This window comes from Pseudomonas brassicacearum, assembly GCF_003732175.1.
GTDB lineage: Bacteria > Pseudomonadota > Gammaproteobacteria > Pseudomonadales > Pseudomonadaceae > Aquipseudomonas > Aquipseudomonas brassicacearum_G.
Map to the genome: position 1 here is coordinate 95064 of NZ_MOBI01000029.1, position 16607 is coordinate 111670.

Here is a 16607-nt window from a genome sequence, read left to right on the forward strand (position 1 = left end):
TCAAGGAACTACAGTGCCGCTCGCGGCCCCCTTCAACCAGAAGCGCAAGTCGGTCTTGAGAATCTTGCCGTAACTGTTCTTGGGCAGCTCTGTGCGAAACACATACTTCTTCGGCTTTTTGAACGACGCCATGCGTTCGATGAACCAGGCATTGAGCAAAGACTCGTCGAGCGCCCCTGCACTGCGGGGGACGACAAACGCTACCACCGATTCCCCCCACTGCACATCCGGCTCGCCGACCACGCAGACTTCAAATACTTCAGGGTGTTGCGCCAGCACTTCCTCGACTTCCCGCGGGTACACGTTGCAGCCCCCGGAAATGATCACATCCTTGGAGCGATCGGTCAGTGTCAAATAACCCGCGCGATCAAGAAAACCGATGTCGCCGGTCAACAGCCAGCCATCCACCAAGGTCTGGCGAGTCGCGGGCTCGTTGCGCCAGTAGCCCTGCATGACGGTAGGACCCCGAACGGCGATTTCCCCCGACTGGCCAGGCGGCAACGGCCGGTGCTCAGGGTCCAGAATCCTGATCTCCACGCACGAATGTGCCCGCCCCACGGAAGCGGCCAATGAGGCCCAGTCAGGACGGTTGCGATCCGCAATCAATTCTCGCGACAAGGCGCTGATCGTCATCGGGCTCTCGCCCTGACCGTAGATCTGCACCAGCCGCGCACCAAAGGTCTCGACCGCGTCTTGCAGATCCGCCAGGTACATGGGCGCGCCACCGTAGACAATGGTTTTGATCCCGTCGCCGCCATAGCCTTGGCGACGGGCCTGTTCAACCATGCGCTTGACCATGGTCGGCGCGGCGAACAGGGTGATATTGCGCACCGTGCTCGCCAGCTCGAACAGCTCGTCGGCCTTGAAACCACGGGATTCGGGGACCACATGGCGAGCACCGCAACGCACATGGATAAAGTTGTAGAGGCCGGCGCCATGGGACATCGGGGCCGCGTAGACCACCGCGTCATCCGGGCTGACCGGATCAACGTCGAGCGGATAACACAGCGACATGGCCGTCAGGTTGCCGTGAGAGAGCATCACCCCCTTGGATCGTCCGGTGGTGCCGGAGGTGTAGAACAGCCAGGCAAGGTCATCGGCACCACGAGAACGGGGATCTTCCAACGTCGTCACATTGCCCGTAGCGCACGCCAGACGGTCCGCTTCATTCAGTTCTCGACAGCCCTGCGGCAACGCTTCGGGCGAGAACACCTTACCGCCATCGGTAAAAATCAGCCGGGCTTGCGCATTGTCGACGATCCAACCGGCTTCAGCAGGGTGCAGCTTGCAGTTGATCGGCACCACCACCGCCCCCACCCACCAGACGGCATAAAGCAGTTCGAGGTATTCGCAGCTGTTCTTCATGAACAGCGCCACACGGTCGCCCGGCGCTATGCCGTGCGCGTCTATAAGCTGCGCGGCACGGCGACGGACACGGGCGGCAAAGGTGGCGTAGTCGGCGACTTGCCGCTGCCCCTCAAACAACGCTGGACGTTCTGGCCAGCGTCGGCCGGCGTCGTTCAGCCAGTTGGCAATGTTCATGCTCAAGCCCTGCGAGCCTGAAGCACCGAGGCATAATTGGCGACCGCCATGCCGCCCATGTTGAACAGCAGACCGAACTCGGGATTTGGCACCGCCAGGCCAATGGGCTCGCCGGTCAACTGCCGAAAGGCCATTGCGTGCATCGACACCCCCGTGGCACCCACGGGATGCCCCTTGGCCTTGAGCCCGCCCGACAGGTTCACCGGCAGACGCCCACCCGCCCGCACGATACCGTCATCCAGCGCCCGATGCCCCTCGCCCTTGGGCGCCAGGCCCATGGCTTCGTAGATCAGCAGTTCGGCGATGGTGAAGCAGTCATGGACCTCGGCAAAGCTCAGGTCGGCCAAGGTGATATTGGCCCCACGCAGGGCCGAATGGATCGCGCGCTGCGGGCCTTCAAACGCGAGGATGTCGCGCTGGGCAATCGGCAGGAAATCATTGACCTGCGTCACCGAGCGAATCAGTACGTCACGACGAAACCGCCTGGCGCGCTTGGATGAGGCCAGCACAATGGCGGCGGCCCCATCGCTGATCAGCGAACAATCGGTCAGGCGCAGCGACTGCGCCACATACGGATTGCTCTTGGACACGTTGTTGCAGTGTTCGAAATCCATGACCCGGTGCATCTGCGCCAAGGGGTTGGCCATGGCATTGGAGTGGTTCTTGGTGGCGATCGCGGCCATCGATGCCATCGGGCACTGATAGCGGTCACGGTACTGTTGCGCGGCCAGGCCGAACAGCTGCGGAAAACTGAGCCCGGCCTCTTCGACGTCGTTTTGATAACCGGCACCGGCCAGGGCCTTGGTGACATCGGCCGTGGAGTTGCAGGTCATCTTCTCGGCACCCACGATCAATACCAGCTCCGCTGAGCCTGAGCGGATCGCGTTGATCCCCGCATGAATCGCCGCCGAACCCGAGGCGCAGGCATTTTCGCAACGGACTGCGGGCTTGAAGCGCAAGCCTGGATCGGCTTGCAGCATCAACGAGGCAGGAAAACCATCCGCAACCATCCCCGAGTTGAAATACCCGAGGAACATCGCGTCGATAGCCGAGGCGTCGATGGCGGCGTCCGCCAGGGCTTCGCGGGTGACCTGAACGATAAGGTCTTCCAGCGTAGAACCGTCCAGACGACCAAAACGGGAGTGAGCGGCAGCGACGATGGATACGGAATCATGGGGCATGGTGATTTTCTTCTGTGCTTGGATCAGGCATTCCCTACAATGACCTACCGTCTGGATCGCTCGCTAGTTCGTGCAACTACGTACATGAATAAGTAACCGCTCCGATACAAAGCGTCGTCAGTACCGGATTTAATCGAGGCAGGATGCCCAATGACCGTTTTCGCACATCAACTGAAAGACCTTGAGCGCTTGGCATTCAAGGTGTCGCCCGCCCCTCAGCTCATCACCGGCAACCGCGTGATGCTCGACTGCAACGAGGCATTCCTGGAACTGTTCGGCTTCCAGCGCGAAGAGCTTCTGGGCCATCTGACCCTGCTGATCTATCCCTCCCAGGCGGACTACAAGACCATCGGCAATCGCAGCCAGACCTGGTTGCGCAACAGCCAGAGCAGCTCCTACTCCGACGAGCGCTTCATGCAACACAAAAGCGGCGAAGTGTTCTGGGCCAGGTCGCACGGTTATAGCCTGACCCCCGACGATCCGTTCCAACTGATGGTCTGGCACTTCGAACGCATGGACCGGCCGCACCACGCCACGGTGAACCTCACGCCCCGCGAACGCGAAATCTCGATGCACATCGTCAACGGCCTGACCTGCAAGGAAGTGGCAAAAAAACTGGCGATCTCCCACCGAACCGTGGAAGTCCACCGCGCCCGCCTGATGAAAAAGCTGCAGGCCAAGAACAGTGCGGAGTTGGTGTCGAAGATTATTTTTGTGAGTTGACGGACGAGCCCCAGACAAGCCATAAAGAGAAGTCCTTTCAGTCTTCGCGCAGAGGTCAAGACAGGAGGAAGTACGCTCAGGGAACTCCCCGCAAAAGCCTCAAGTCACAGCTATATGTGGCATCCCGCCGCCCTGCGAAGCCGACAACAATGGACAACGAAGAGCTTGTCTCCAAGCCAGCGGTTAAGGCTCATGGTTCGTGGTTGAAAAAACTGGGACCGGGACTGATTACCGGTGCCGCCGATGACGACCCCAGTGGTATCGCAACCTACTCGCAAGCCGGCGCGCAGTTTGGTCTGAACACGCTCTGGACGTTGTTACTGACGTTCCCCCTGATGGTCGGCATTCAGGTCATCAGCGCCAAAATCGGTCGGGTCAGCGGTCACGGACTGGCAACCAACATTCGCCAACATTACCCCAAGCCCTTTCTACTCTCCATTGTCGGGCTATTGCTGATCGCCAACACCGTGAACATTGCCGCCGACGTCGCCGCAATGGGTAATGCGACGAAGTTGCTGATCGGTGGGCCAACTCACCTCTACGCCGTTGGCTTCGGGGTGGTTTCGTTACTGCTACAGATGTTCATTCCCTACAGCCGCTATGTGCGCGTACTCAAGTGGCTGACCCTGGCATTGCTGGCTTACGTGGGCATAATTTTTGCGGTGCAGATCCCATGGGGCAAAGTCGCCTTGCAGACGATATGGCCGAACCTGTCCTGGAAACCGGAATACATCACCATAGTCGTGGCCATTTTCGGCACCACCATCAGCCCCTATCTTTTCTTCTGGCAGGCGTCCCAGGAAGTGGAAGAAATGGAATCTCGTCCCGACGCACGCTCGCTGATTGAGGCTCCAGAGCAGGCAAAGGTCAATTTCCGGCGGATCCGAATCGACACGATCATTGGAATGGCATTCTCCAACGTCATCGCGTTTTTCATCATGCTGACCACCGCCGTCACCCTTCACATGCACGGCATGACTGATATCCAGACTTCCGAACAAGCGGCGAGTGCCCTGCGCCCCATCGCCGGAGAGTTTGCCTTCTGGCTGTTCAGTGCCGGCATCATCGGCACCGGCTTGCTGGCCATTCCCGTGCTGGCAGGTTCCGCCGCCTACGCAATGGCGGGGGCGTTTAAATGGAAAAGCAGCCTGGCCGACGAGCCAAAAACCGCCAAAGGATTCTACGGCGTCATTGCGGCGGCAACGTTGTTGGGCGTTCTGCTGTGCTTTGCGCCCATTGATCCGATCAAGGCTTTGCTGTGGAGCGCCGTGATCAACTGCGTCATGGCCGTGCCGATCATGTTCACCATGATGTTCATGGCATCGCGCAAGGACATCATGGGTAACTTCGTCATTCGGCCAGGCTTGCGGATTCTGGGCTGGAGTTGTTCGATAGCGATGGCATTGGCGGTCGTCGCGATGTTTTGGGGAATGCTCGCCGGTTGATCCTGTTCAGCTCCAACGAACAAGGGGACCGATTGATTGTCGAGAGTCCGACTCAAATCAAAATAAATCAGCCCCCCTTTTCGTTTCAGTACTTCTTCGCCTGATCTTTCGCCTGCGCCCACACGCGCTCTTCCTGCTCACGCAGCTCCGGTGTGAACTCGGCGCCGAAATCCTCTGCCTCGAACACCTGGCGAATCTCGATCTCGGCCTCCGTGCCTGGCATCGGGTTAGGGCAGCGTTTGACCCAGTCGATGGCTTCCTGCTTCGACTTCACCTGCCACAGCCAGTAGCCGGCGATCAGTTCCTTGGTTTCGGCAAACGGGCCGTCGATCACCGTACGTTTCTCGCCCGAGAAGCGCACGCGGGTGCCTTTGCTGCTGGGGTGCAGGCCTTCGCCGCCGAGGAGGATGCCGGCCTTGACCAGCTCTTCGTTGTAGTTGCCCATCGCGGTCAACAATTCCTGGGTGGGCATCACGCCGGCTTCGGAATCCTTGCTGGCTTTTATAATGATCATGAATCGCATCGTCGTCTCTCCGTTGGATGTGAACTACTCACTACCTTGTCGAACGGTAGCGCCGCAAATCGACAGCCCTTCATTTTTTATTGCCACGCCGCCAAAGGTCCTAGGACATTTCCCGCGAACTGCGGCGTCATTGATGAACTGGAAAGCCTCTCGTCGTGAAGATACCTTTGAATCGTCGCTGCAAATGAGCGACCGGTTGTGACAGGCCGTAAAAGTGTAGGCCTCTCGAGACTACCGGAGTTCCACCATAAAAAAGGTTCTTCACGGATTACCGGGAAAGACGCTCTTGATCTTCATGAAAAAGAACTCGCTATCCCGGTAACCGTACGCCATTCGCTTGATGACCTTTATTCGATTGTTTATTCCTTCCAACTGACCGGTGTGCATCGGCCAGCGAACCCGACTTACGATGCCCCGCCAGTAAGCCTTTAACCGTTTGGCGAACTGGACCAGAGCCGGTATCGCGCTTTCATGCGCATGGCGCAGCCATTGCCGCCATGCCGATCTCCAGCTCCAAGCGGTACTCGGCGTCCAGAGCATTTTGAGTTCAGCCTTCATTAAATAAACTGTCATCAGCGATTGGTTAGCCGCCAACAAATCCTGCAAGTGGACCTGTTGTTCCGGCTTTTTCAGGTTCTGCGGATTGCGCAGCAGCAACCACCGCGCTTGCTTGATGACCTTTCGAGCAGGCTTGTCGTGGCGTAGCCGATTAGCTTCGTCGACGCGGACCCGATCAATCACTTCTCGACCATATTTGGCCACCACATGGAAGAGGTCGTAGACCACTCGCGCTTTGGGGCAGTGTTGGCGAACCGCCAGGTCAAAAGCGGTGTTCATGTCCATCGCCACCGCTTCGATTCGAGCGCAACCCTCTGGTCCCAGTTCTTTGAAGAACGGTCTGACCGCCGCGCGGCTGCGGCCTTCGCCTATCCACAGCACTCGTCGTGTATCGGCGTCCAGGACCACGCTGGCGTAGCGATGACCTTTGAACAGCGCGAATTCGTCCATCACCAGGCGTCGCGGTTGCGCCTTCGGCAGATCGCGCAATGCCGCTTGCAAGGCTCGACGCTCCAGCAACCGAACGGTGTCCCAATGCAGACCAAACATCTGAGCCACATGTAGCGTGGGAAGGCGCTCGCAAGCTTGAATGACGGCGTCGGCCAAGCGGCGCGTCATGCGAGCATAGCGATCCAGCCAGCTGACGGCCCATGCGTTTGCCGCAGTCGCGACAGCCAACCCGCCTAAGCAAAACACTGAGGCGCACCGCGCGACCGAGAATGGGCAAGTCGCGAACAGTTCGCTCGCAATACTCATGGGTGGTTGAACAGGGTTTTTGGCAGCCACCACAGGAAGGAAACCGGGTGGAGTGAGGCGTCAGATCGATCTGAAGGGCGTCGCCATCAGGCTTGATCGTGACGACAGAAAAGCCCTCCCAAAAAGGAAGGAAAGTATTAATATCGCGCATAAGAACGCCGGTTTGTTAGATGTGTTTGCTCGCACGAACATCATCAATCAAATCGGCGTTCTTGTTTCTGTGTTTCCCGGGATTCCGTGAAGAACCATAAAAAAGCCCCAACCAACCGGTCAGGGCTTCCAACACCAACCTGAAACCAACCTTGACTCAAGGCCGGCCATACACCGAGAAGTTCAGGTTGCTGGAGCTTCTCCCGGCGGCAAAAAGGCCCTGAAGGTTCTTCATCTCGACCGAGCGGATGTTGAAGGTTTCGCCCGTATCGATGGTGTTGACCGTCACGTAGTGAAGATTACTGTCGCTTCCACCCTTGTAGTCCTTGCGGACCATAAACGTGCCCTCACCACCTCGCGATACCAGCTTGAAGGACTTGTATTGCTGAACTTGCAAGCCAACAAAGTTGGCGCCAGCCCTTTTGCCTTCAGAGCCTTCAGCCTTGCTGGTTCCTTCGCCAATGTAGGTGAACCCTTGCAGATCAGTCTGAATAACCTTGGAAAAAGTAGTGCGCGGATCGTTGAGTGTTTGTGCTTCGGTCATGATGTCTCTCCATGTTGGGGGTACAACCTCCTTACTGCCACTCGGAATCTACCCCTGAGACGAGCCTTTTGAACCTACCAACTCTGGTAGTTCGCCCCCCGTCAAACAGCGAACAGGGTGGTCTGGATGACTCCGTAATGACTGGCTTTCACCAGGATTCCTGCTAGCTTTCAAGCGAGTCCTACACTTCGCCCAGTGGCGCCTTTCCTGTCTGCGCCAGACTTTCAGTCTCACCTCGAAAGGGACCTCATGACCACCCTCAAAGACCGTCTGAAGCAGGGCAAGGATGCGCGCAAGCAGTGCTCGCGCAACGCTCAGGCGCTGCTCGGCAAGACTGATCGCGACCCAGTGCCCTTGATCAAGGCCTCCAGTGCAGGGCGAATCCCCTCGCTGAACGAGTTGCGCTTTGGACGCATGCTGGTTTCGCCTTTCGCCTTCTATCGTGGCAACGCCCTGCTCCATGCCCACGACCTGTCCGGTACGCCAGACATGGGGATGCACTCAACCATTTGCGGCGATTGTCACCTGATGAACTTCGGTGGCTTTGGTACGCCGGAACGCAACCTGCTGTTCAGCGTCAATGACTTCGACGAAGCTCACCCTGGCCCTTGGGAATGGGACCTGAAACGGCTGGTGGCAAGCTTCCTGGTCGCCATTCGCGACCTGCGCCACGTTGCGTCAGTGGAGGAAGACATCTGTCGCCGTGTGGTCGCAGCCTATCAAGAGAGCATGGCCGAATGTGCCGAACATAGTGCCCTCGAAATATGGTACGACGCCCTCGGTTACAACGACTTGCTCAAACAGGAACCCTCCACCAGCACGCTGGAGCATGTAAAGAACGCCATTAGCAAAGCCGAGCGTCGCACCCATGCCGAAATGCTGCCCAAGATATGCGAGCGCGATAAACACGGCCGCTTGCTGATCCGTGATGATCTGCCACATATCTTCCATCTGCACAAAGACTCCACGCTACTGGACGCCAATGATGACTGGATGCGCGTGGACGATTGGCGGCCACCGTACGACAGCCTCATGCACGATTACCGAGCCACGCTGATGAGCGATCGTCGCGATTTGCTGGCGCGCTTCCAGGTCCAGGACCTGGCGTTCAAAGTCGTTGGGGTGGGCAGCGTCGGGACGCGCTGCCTGGTCGCTCTGCTGACCGACGATCAGGAGCGACCGCTGTTTTTGCAGCTCAAGGAAGCACGCCGCTCGGTGATTGCCGATTACGTCAAAGCCAAATCGCGGATACGCCATGACGGCCAGCGCGTGGTTGAAGGCCAGCGCCTGATGCAGTCGGCCAGCGATCTGTTTCTCGGTTGGACCACCAGCCCCAACGGCCAGTACTTCTACGTGCGCCAGCTACGGGACATGAAAATATCGGCGGAGCTGGAAACCTTCGATGCCGAAACGTTTTCCGCGTATGGCCACATCTGTGGCAAAGCCCTGGCTCGAGCCCATGCCAAAGCCAGCGGACAAGCTGCACAAATCAGCGGTTACATTGGCAAGAGCGAGGTCATGGCCAATGCACTGTTCAAATACGCCAAGGCCTATTCCGACCAGAACGAGCGCGACTTCGAACGCTTTCAACGAGCCTGCCGCAAAGGCAAGCTAAAGGCCCGTTCGGAAACTGACTTTGCCGCTGATCATCTGCCGTAGGCATGCACCTCAATAAATGCAAAGGGTGACCGACCCGGTTCTACTGAGCTATAAACCGGTCGTTCTTACGCATAATTTTTTCGATTCACATTTTGTTAAGAAGTGGCCTCGTATACTTTCGAGTCCTGTTTTACTCTCGGCCCTCATCCTTCGGTAGCCTGATGCCTATGTCACGCCCTGCCCCACTGCTGTTGTTACTTACCTGTCTGCTGTTCTTCTTCGCCCTTGGCAATCACCAGTTGCAAGGTTCCACCGAACCCCGCGTTGCCGGCATTGCGATGGAAATGCACCTGGATAACGACTGGGTGACGCCGCGTCTGTTCGGTCAGCCCTTTCTGGAGAAACCACCGCTGAGCCTTTGGCTCGATGCCGGAGCGATCCGTGCGTTTGGTGGCACGCCATTGGCAGTGCGCCTGGCCTCAGCCTTCGCCGGGTTGTTCAGCGTGATGCTGCTATACACCATGCTGCGCCGATTCGGCCGGCCGACGACCATCGCCTGGGTTGCCGGGATCATGCTGGCGACCATGGCCAGCTACTGGGGCAACGTTCGCGGTGTTGGCGAAGATGCACTGCTGAGCCTGGGCGTAACCCTGGCGCTGCTGTCGTTCTATCAGGCTCATCGCCAACAAGCCGAACAGCGTGGCGCGATGGGTAGCTGGCTGCTCTTCGCTGTCGGCATCGCCATCGCCACGTTGAGCAAAGGCGTGCTGGGCCTGGCAATGCCGGGGGTGGTGATCTTCGCCTACCTGCTGGCCGAAAGCCTGATCGACAAACGCGTCAGCCTGCCGCGCTGGATGGGGCCGGCACTGGCGACCCTGCTCGGGCTGATCCCTTTGGTGATCTGGCTGTTCATGCTCTATCAGCGCGGTGGCTCGCAGGCACTGGCCGAAGTGCTCCTGACCAACAGCGTCGGGCGCTTCAACGGCTCGTTCGTTGAAGCCGGCCACTACGAGCCGTTCTATTACTACCTGGCCAAACTGCCGGAAGCCTTCCTGCCGTGGAACATCCTGGTGTACCTGGGGTTGTGGCATTTCCGTAAGAGCCTGGCGAACAATCGCTACCTGCTGTTCTTTACGCTGTGGCTGCTCGCCCAGTTCTTCATGCTGACCCTCGCGTCGAGCAAGCGCACGGTGTACCTGATGTCGCTGACGCCGGCCGCCGCCGTACTGGCCGCAGAATATGCGGCAGTGCTGTACGAGCGCTTGCGCCAGCACACCGAAGCATCAACTTTGCTCGGCAAAATCGCCCGCAATCGTCGCGGTATCGCAATCGGCATCATCAGCGTTCTGTTCGTCAGTTATCTGGCCGCGGCCCAATGGATCGTCCCGCGTGCTGACCGCAAACTGTCGTTCCTGCCATTGACCGAGCAAATCCAGACCATGCAGGCCAACGGACAAGAAGTTGCACTGTATCAGGCGAACGAACGGACTGCCGGGGCAACGGTGTTCTACACCCACACCCTGCTCAAGGACTTGCAGACCGAAGCCGAGCTGACGGCATTTCTTGCCGCCTCTCCCACGCATGTGGCGCTGATTGCCGCCGAGACTGAGCCCAAGGCCCCGTTGAAGGTACTGAAGAAAATGCTGGTGGGGCGTCAGGATTACTATTTCGTCGCACAGTAAAACGGCCAGCAAAAAAAACGGCACCTGATGCAGGTGCCGTTTTTTATTGCCTGGCAAAAGTAGCCTGGGAGGATCAACCCGGCGGGCTATTTGATATCGACTGATTGCCAGTCAGAGGCTTCGATCAGCCCCAGTAGTTTCGGCTGGGTTTGCGCGGTATCCAGCGTAAAAAACAGTGAGGCGCCGTACCCGGGGGTCGATGCTGGCAACTTCAGTTCTTTTTCCAGATCCGCCATGCACTCGCTGTGGGTGACCAGCACCAGGTTACGGCCGGCAACCTTGTGCGCCAGCACGTCACGCAGCATCGTGCCTTTGCAGTTGAAGAGCCAATCCTGGGCACTGCCGGGTGTATTGAACATGTAGCGCGACGTTTGCACGGTCCGCGTCAACGGACTGTTGTAGATGTCGGCGTTAGTCAGGCCCAGGTGTGCGAATTGCGAACCAACCCCGGCAGCTACCGCACGCGCGCGCTCGGTAATGCCATCGGCACTGTCCAGGCAAGGGGCGGTGGAATGGTCGCATCGCTCAACGTGACGGATCAGCACAATCGTATCGCCCTTGGCCCAACTGGCCGCCAGGGCCTTGTCCCCGGCAACGTTGCCGTGGGCCAGGTCCGCCGGACCGATTGGGCGCAGCAGCCAGAATGCCAACGCGATAACAAAGAGTGATGCCAATAGTGCAAGGGCAATGTATTTAGCGCGAGTGAGCCCACCCCGTTTCAGTGAACGCTTGATACCCGCAAGACCCAATCTTGACTCCACCTTCACACCGCCTCGGACACACGTATACCCAATTGTACGGGCAACATTAAAAGTCGATGCGTAAGTACCCAGTGAAATGAATGTGAAAAAATGCTCAACCGACGAGCGTGCCCCGTATTTTCTCGTTACGAAAAACGTTTCAGCTATCGCGCCTGCCGCCGATACACCCTCTACGAACACATTCTGCTGGCCTCCAAAAAAAATAATCTTCCAGCCAACTGACGATAAGCAGCACAACGTTCCTGGAGGAATTTTTGATGAATAGCTGGTTCGCCAACATCAGCGTCAACCTGAAGCTGAGCCTGGGCTTCGGCCTGGTGCTGGCCCTTACGTGCATTCTCGCCCTGACCGGCTGGACCAGCCTGGGTGGGCTGATCGACCGCAGCAACTGGATGAGCGATATCACTCAGCTCAATGCGGGTCTGACCAAACTGCGGGTTACCCGTTTGCAGTACATGCTGGCCGACGGCGACGAAACCGTGGCGCAGACCGTGCAAACCGCTCTCGACGGCTTCAAGGCCCAGCAGCAAAAACTGCTGTCGAGCCTCAAGAGCCCGGAAAACCTCAAACTGCTCAATGAACAGGGCACAGTCATCGATGCCTACCAGCAATCGCTGAACAAAATGCGCAGCGCCTATCGGACCGTGAGCAGCGTGCGTCAGACCATGGGTGAGAATGCCGAAAGCGCCAACACGCTGATCAATGACATCGACGCCCGCGTGCGCCAGATGCCGTTGAGCGATCAACGCTTCGAACAGTTCCTGGCCATTACCGAGGCCAAGGAACAGTTTCAGCTCGCCCGCTACGACATTCGTGGTTACATCGCTGACAGCAATCCGGCCACCGAGCAAAAAGCCGTCGCCCAGATGGACGCGGCCATTGCCAGCCTGAAAACACTCAACACACATTTCGCCGACAGCCAGCAAGATGCGTTGCGCCAATTGCAAAGCGCCTTGCTCAATTACCGCAACGCATTGCAGGCCTACAAAGCGGCCAACAACGACGCAGTTGTGGCTCGCCAGGAAATGACTGTCCAGGGCAATGACATCGTTACGCGCAGTGACGCGCTGTATCAGATCCAGCTGGATCGCCGTGACACCGAAAGCACTCAGGCACGTACCCTGCAACTGATCAGCACGTTGCTGGCGTTGCTGGTCGGCGTTCTCGCGGCCGTGATCATCACCCGTCAGATCACCCGCCCGCTGCGCGAAACCCTGGCGGTGGTCGAGCGCATTGCCGGCGGCGACCTGACCCATGATGTCCATGTCACCCGTCGTGACGAACTTGGCGTGTTGCAGCAAGGCATCGCACGGATGGGCGTCACCCTGCGCGACTTGATCAGCGGCATCCGCGATGGCGTCACCCAGATCGCCAGCGCTGCCGAAGAGCTGTCGGCCGTGACTGAAGAAACCAGTGCCGGGGTCAACAGCCAGAAGATCGAAACCGATCAGGTCGCCACCGCCATGCACGAAATGACGGCCACCGTGCAGGAAGTCGCGCGCAACGCCGAAGAGGCGTCGCAAGCGGCAGCAGCGGCTGACGGTGAAGCCCGCGAAGGCGATAAAGTAGTCAACGAAGCGATCGCTCAGATCGAACGTCTGGCCAGTGAAGTGGTGCGTTCCACCGAAGCCATGACCGTGCTGCAACAGGAAAGCGACAAGATCGGCAGCGTCATGGACGTGATCAAGGCAGTGGCCGAACAGACCAACCTGCTGGCGCTCAACGCCGCCATTGAAGCGGCACGCGCCGGTGAAGCCGGCCGTGGTTTCGCCGTGGTTGCTGACGAAGTGCGTGGCCTGGCCCAACGCACGCAGAAATCCACCGAAGAAATCGAAGGCCTGGTCGCCGGCCTGCAGAACGGCACCCAGCAAGTCGCCGCGGTGATGAACAACAGCCGCAGCCTCACCGACAGCAGCGTCGAGCTGACCCGCAAGGCCGGTGTGTCACTGGAAAACATCACCCGCACGGTGTCGAACATCCAGTCGATGAACCAGCAAATCGCCGCCGCTGCCGAGCAGCAAAGCGCGGTGGCCGAAGAGATCAGCCGCAGTATCATCAACGTGCGCGACGTCTCCGAGCAAACTGCCGCCGCCAGTGATGAAACCGCCGCGTCCAGCGTTGAACTGGCACGGTTGGGCAACCAGTTGCAGATGATGGTGAGTCACTTCAGGGTCTGACCATCACATTGCACAAATCGGTTCCCACACATTTGCAGGAGCGCCGCCCGGTCCTCCTGCAGGTGAGATCGCTCAAACACTAATCGCATTGGTAAACACCAATCGATTCCCGAACGGATCACTAACGGTCATGTCCTGGCTCCCCCAGGGCATGGCCTGAATCTGTGGATGAGCGAAGCGGTATTCCTTGGCCAGCAATTGCTGCTGGAACGCTTCCAGCTCATCAGTCTCGATGCGCAGCGCCGAACCCGGCGTAGCGTCGCCGTGGTGCTCGGACAGGTGCAGCACACATTCACCCCGCGACACTTGCAGATAGAGCGGAAAGCTCTCGCCGAACGTGTGCTGCCAGTCAAGCGTGAAACCGAGGAAGTCGACGTAGAACTCCAGCGCCTTGGCTTCATCGAAGATCCGCAGGATCGGGGTGGTTTTACCGAAGCTCATTGCGCTACTCCCAAACTGAAAGGCCCCCACTATAGGTGGGTTGCATGACAGCGCTTCGGCTTGGGGGAGGCTTTCTTTAATCTCACTGTGCCACTATGAGACTCGGATCAAAAGATCGCAGCCTGCGGCAGCTCCTACAGGAGAATGCGTTCGGCATAGGGGCTGCCGCAGGCTGCGATCTTTTGATCATCAACACTCAATGAAAGCCTGTACGCAAATCCCCTTCCCGCGCCAGAAAACGCCCAGCCCTGCTGTCGTTTGCCCTACCCTCACGGTAGCTCAAGACTCCATTGACCCACACGCCGTCGATGCCTTCGGCCGCCCGTTGCGGGTCGTTGAAATCCGCCACATCACGCACGCGCAACGGGTCGAACAGCACCAGATCCGCCCAATGCCCTTCGCGGATTTCACCGCGCTCTTTCAGGCCGAAACGCGCCGCCGACAGCCCGGTCATCTTGTGCACCGCCGTGTGCAGCGGAAACAAACCGAGATCGCGGCTGAAGTGTCCCAGTACCCGTGGAAATGCGCCCCACAACCGCGGATGCGGGAACGGGTCTTCCGGCAAACCGTCGGAACCGATCATCGATAACGGGTGGGCCAGAATGCGCCGCACATCCGCCTCATCCATCCCGTAATAGACCGCCCCGGCCGGTTGCAGGCGACGGGCCGCGTCCAGCAACGGCACGCCCCACTCGGCAGCGATGTCCATCAGGTCGCGGCCGCCCACTTCAGGGTGTGGCGTTGACCAGGTGATGGTGATGCGAAACGCGTCGGTCACCTGCTTGAGGTCCAGGGTCGAGGAACTCGCCGCATACGGATAACAATCGCAACCCACCGGGTGGGTTTTCGCCGCGTGTTCGAGGGACGCCAACAACTGAGGACTGCGCCCCCAGTTGCCGGCGCCAGCGCATTTGAGATGGGAAATGATCACCGGACTCTTCGCGTGGCGACCGATCTGAAAGGCCTCATCCATCGCCTCCAGCACCGGTTCGAATTCGCTGCGCAAATGGGTGGTGTAGACCGCCCCAAAGGCCGTCAGCTCTTCAGTCAGTTGCATGACTTCATCGGTAAACGCAGAGAAAGCGCTGGCATAGGCCAGCCCTGTGGACAAGCCCAGCGCACCGGCCTCCAGGCTCTCGCGCAGTTGCTCACGCATTGCCGCAATTTCGCTCGGTGTCGCGGTGCGAAACAGGTCGTCCAGGTGGTTACTGCGCAGCGCCGTATGGCCGACGAGCGCCGCCACATTCAAGGTCGGGTTGGCCGCTTCGACTGCCGCCCGGTAATCACTGAAACGCGGATAGACAAAGGCTGCGGACGTGCCGAGCAGGTTCATCGGGTCCGGTGGATCACCGCGCAAACTCACCGGCGAGGCGCTGATCCCGCAGTTGCCGACGATCACCGTGGTCACGCCCTGGCTGAGTTTGGGCAGCATCTGCGGTTGGCGGATAACCACCGTGTCGTCATGGGTGTGTACGTCAATAAAGCCTGGCGCCAGCACTTTCCCGGTCGCGTCGATATCTTCATCGGCGCTGGCCTCCTGCAAATCACCGATGCGCGCGATCCGCCCGTTCATAATCGCCACGTCAGCGGGATAACCCGGCGTGTTGCTGCCGTCGATGATCAAGGCGTTGCGGATCAGCGTGTGGTAGCGCATGTCAGTCTCCCAGCGGCAGATGATCATCGCCGCCACGGTAGTCGTCGAGGGCGAGCTTGATCCGCCGCAGACGTTCTTGATTGTCTTCAGGATTTGCCAACGCCAGCTCGGTGGCAAGCACGTCGATGGCCAGCAGCATGCCGTAGCGCGCCGCCGTCGGTTTGTAGATGAACGAGGTTTCGGCGCTTTGCAGCGGCAGCAGCACATCGGCCAATTGTGCCAGTGGCGAGTCGGCCAGGGTGATCGCCAGAATGCGTGTGCCGTAGCTGCTCGCCAACTCGACAGCCTCCAGCAGTTCCGGGGTGATGCCGGTCAGTGAGCAGACGATCAGCGCATGCTCCGCGCCCAGTGAAGCAGCGGTCACGCGCATCATCACCGGGTCATGACAGGCGGCAATCGGGTAGCCGAGGCGCACCAGCCGCACTTGCAGCTCATCGCTACAGAGTGTCGAGCAGCCGCCCATGCCGAACGCGTGAATCATCCGCGCCTTGCCCAGCAACTTCACCGCATCGGCGAAACGTGACTCATCGAACGCCGACAAATGTTGATGCAGCGTCGACTCGATATCGCCGACGATCTGCCGATAAAACGCCGACTGTTCCGGCGTCCACGCGGGGTCGAGAAAACGACTGCCGACCCCGCTGGCCTGGGCCAGTTGCAGGCGCAAATCGCGCAGGTCACGGCAGCCGACGCTGCGGGCAAAACGCGAGAGTGTCGCACTGCTGACCTCAGCTCGCAGCGCCAGTTCGTCGAGGCTCGCCGACGCGGCAAACCCCACATCGTCGAGCATCAACCGGGCAATCCGCCCTTCACCGGCGCTGAAGGAATCCTGACGCGTGCGAATCTGATAGAGGATGTCCATTTACCGCCC

Annotated in this window: 14 protein-coding genes and 2 pseudogenes; 7 read left to right on the top strand and 9 right to left on the bottom strand. The window is 59.0% G+C overall.

Annotated elements, in window-relative coordinates:
• A complete protein-coding gene (locus BK658_RS26500; protein ID WP_123584864.1) occupies nt 1-1542 on the bottom strand; it encodes a class I adenylate-forming enzyme family protein in 1542 nt (513 codons plus the stop codon).
• A 2-nt stretch (nt 1543-1544) separates the two neighbouring features.
• Nucleotides 1545-2723 carry an acetyl-CoA acetyltransferase gene (locus tag BK658_RS26505; protein ID WP_123584865.1) on the bottom strand — a complete coding sequence of 393 codons (1179 nt, stop codon included), beginning with the start codon at nt 2721-2723 and terminating at the stop codon, nt 1545-1547.
• 150 nt (nt 2724-2873) lie between these two features.
• Here BK658_RS26505 and BK658_RS26510 point away from each other — a divergent pair, with 150 nt between their 5' ends.
• The gene (locus BK658_RS26510; RefSeq protein WP_123584866.1) at nt 2874-3446 is read left to right on the top strand and encodes a LuxR C-terminal-related transcriptional regulator; all 573 of its coding nucleotides are present in this window, start codon (nt 2874-2876) and stop codon (nt 3444-3446) included.
• Between the two features lie 149 nt (nt 3447-3595).
• Nucleotides 3596-4891 (top strand): NRAMP family divalent metal transporter, encoded by a 1296-nt coding sequence (locus BK658_RS26515; protein WP_123584867.1) that lies wholly within the window; start codon nt 3596-3598, stop codon nt 4889-4891.
• Nucleotides 4892-4976: 85 nt separating this feature from the next.
• Here the strand turns inward: BK658_RS26515 and BK658_RS26520 are convergent, their stop codons facing one another.
• Both BK658_RS26520 and BK658_RS26525 read right to left on the bottom strand, forming a co-directional pair.
• Entirely contained in the window at nt 4977-5414 is a 438-nt protein-coding gene (locus BK658_RS26520) for a YciI family protein (RefSeq protein WP_123584868.1), read from the bottom strand.
• A gap of 261 nt (nt 5415-5675) precedes the next feature.
• Nucleotides 5676-6870, bottom strand: a pseudogene (locus tag BK658_RS26525) (ISL3 family transposase).
• Between BK658_RS26525 and BK658_RS30460 the strand changes: the two are divergent.
• A complete protein-coding gene (locus BK658_RS30460) occupies nt 6781-6969 on the top strand; it encodes a hypothetical protein (RefSeq protein WP_259740147.1) in 189 nt (62 codons plus the stop codon). The pseudogene BK658_RS26525 and the gene BK658_RS30460 sit on opposite strands and share 90 nt — an antisense overlap.
• 66 nt (nt 6970-7035) lie before the next feature.
• Here BK658_RS30460 and BK658_RS26530 read toward each other — a convergent pair whose 3' ends face one another.
• Nucleotides 7036-7422: a hypothetical protein gene (locus BK658_RS26530; RefSeq protein WP_123584869.1), complete on the bottom strand. Its 387-nt coding sequence runs from the start codon at nt 7420-7422 to the stop codon at nt 7036-7038.
• Nucleotides 7423-7671: 249 nt separating this feature from the next.
• Between BK658_RS26530 and BK658_RS26535 the strand changes: the two genes are divergently transcribed.
• Both BK658_RS26535 and BK658_RS26540 read left to right on the top strand, forming a co-directional pair.
• On the top strand, nt 7672-9081 hold the full coding sequence (locus BK658_RS26535; protein ID WP_123584870.1) for a DUF2252 domain-containing protein: 1410 nt from the start codon (nt 7672-7674) through the stop codon (nt 9079-9081).
• A 167-nt stretch (nt 9082-9248) separates the two neighbouring features.
• Nucleotides 9249-10703 (top strand): ArnT family glycosyltransferase, encoded by a 1455-nt coding sequence (locus tag BK658_RS26540; RefSeq protein ID WP_123584871.1) that lies wholly within the window; start codon nt 9249-9251, stop codon nt 10701-10703.
• An 86-nt stretch (nt 10704-10789) separates the two neighbouring features.
• On the opposite strand, the gene pmrG is transcribed toward BK658_RS26540, so the two are convergent.
• On the bottom strand, nt 10790-11464 hold the full coding sequence (gene pmrG, locus BK658_RS26545; protein WP_123584872.1) for a lipopolysaccharide core heptose(II)-phosphate phosphatase PmrG: 675 nt from the start codon (nt 11462-11464) through the stop codon (nt 10790-10792).
• Between the two features lie 392 nt (nt 11465-11856).
• Here pmrG and BK658_RS30865 point away from each other — a divergent pair.
• Nucleotides 11857-12783 (top strand): annotated as a pseudogene (locus BK658_RS30865) (methyl-accepting chemotaxis protein); the annotation flags it as partial.
• A 144-nt stretch (nt 12784-12927) separates the two neighbouring features.
• On the top strand, nt 12928-13641 hold the full coding sequence (locus BK658_RS30870; RefSeq protein WP_404943199.1) for a methyl-accepting chemotaxis protein: 714 nt from the start codon (nt 12928-12930) through the stop codon (nt 13639-13641).
• A gap of 72 nt (nt 13642-13713) precedes the next feature.
• On the opposite strand, the gene BK658_RS26555 is transcribed toward BK658_RS30870, so the two are convergent.
• The 3 genes from BK658_RS26555 to BK658_RS26565 all read right to left on the bottom strand — a co-directional run bounded on the left by BK658_RS26555 (nt 13714) and on the right by BK658_RS26565 (nt 16598).
• Nucleotides 13714-14082: a glyoxalase superfamily protein gene (locus BK658_RS26555; protein WP_123584874.1), complete on the bottom strand. Its 369-nt coding sequence runs from the start codon at nt 14080-14082 to the stop codon at nt 13714-13716.
• Nucleotides 14083-14278: 196 nt separating this feature from the next.
• Nucleotides 14279-15736: an N-acyl-D-amino-acid deacylase family protein gene (locus tag BK658_RS26560; protein ID WP_123584875.1), complete on the bottom strand. Its 1458-nt coding sequence runs from the start codon at nt 15734-15736 to the stop codon at nt 14279-14281.
• A 1-nt stretch (nt 15737) separates the two neighbouring features.
• Nucleotides 15738-16598 carry a MurR/RpiR family transcriptional regulator gene (locus BK658_RS26565; RefSeq protein ID WP_123584876.1) on the bottom strand — a complete coding sequence of 287 codons (861 nt, stop codon included), beginning with the start codon at nt 16596-16598 and terminating at the stop codon, nt 15738-15740.
• Nucleotides 16599-16607: the final 9 nt, after the last annotated feature.

Bases quoted from the DNA above. Each gene is read 5' to 3' on its own strand.
- BK658_RS26500 (WP_123584864.1), bottom strand. From the start codon at position 1,542: ATGAACATTGCCAACTGGCTGAACGACGCCGGCCGACGCTGGCCAGAA.
- BK658_RS26520 (WP_123584868.1), bottom strand. From the start codon at position 5,414: ATGCGATTCATGATCATTATAAAAGCCAGCAAGGATTCCGAAGCCGGC.
- BK658_RS26505 (WP_123584865.1), bottom strand. From the start codon at position 2,723: ATGCCCCATGATTCCGTATCCATCGTCGCTGCCGCTCACTCCCGTTTT.
- BK658_RS26535 (WP_123584870.1), top strand. From the start codon at position 7,672: ATGACCACCCTCAAAGACCGTCTGAAGCAGGGCAAGGATGCGCGCAAG.
- BK658_RS26555 (WP_123584874.1), bottom strand. From the start codon at position 14,082: ATGAGCTTCGGTAAAACCACCCCGATCCTGCGGATCTTCGATGAAGCC.
- BK658_RS26565 (WP_123584876.1), bottom strand. From the start codon at position 16,598: ATGGACATCCTCTATCAGATTCGCACGCGTCAGGATTCCTTCAGCGCC.
- BK658_RS26530 (WP_123584869.1), bottom strand. From the start codon at position 7,422: ATGACCGAAGCACAAACACTCAACGATCCGCGCACTACTTTTTCCAAG.
- BK658_RS30870 (WP_404943199.1), top strand. From the start codon at position 12,928: ATGCACGAAATGACGGCCACCGTGCAGGAAGTCGCGCGCAACGCCGAA.
- BK658_RS26515 (WP_123584867.1), top strand. From the start codon at position 3,596: ATGGACAACGAAGAGCTTGTCTCCAAGCCAGCGGTTAAGGCTCATGGT.
- BK658_RS26560 (WP_123584875.1), bottom strand. From the start codon at position 15,736: ATGCGCTACCACACGCTGATCCGCAACGCCTTGATCATCGACGGCAGC.
- BK658_RS26540 (WP_123584871.1), top strand. From the start codon at position 9,249: ATGTCACGCCCTGCCCCACTGCTGTTGTTACTTACCTGTCTGCTGTTC.
- BK658_RS26510 (WP_123584866.1), top strand. From the start codon at position 2,874: ATGACCGTTTTCGCACATCAACTGAAAGACCTTGAGCGCTTGGCATTC.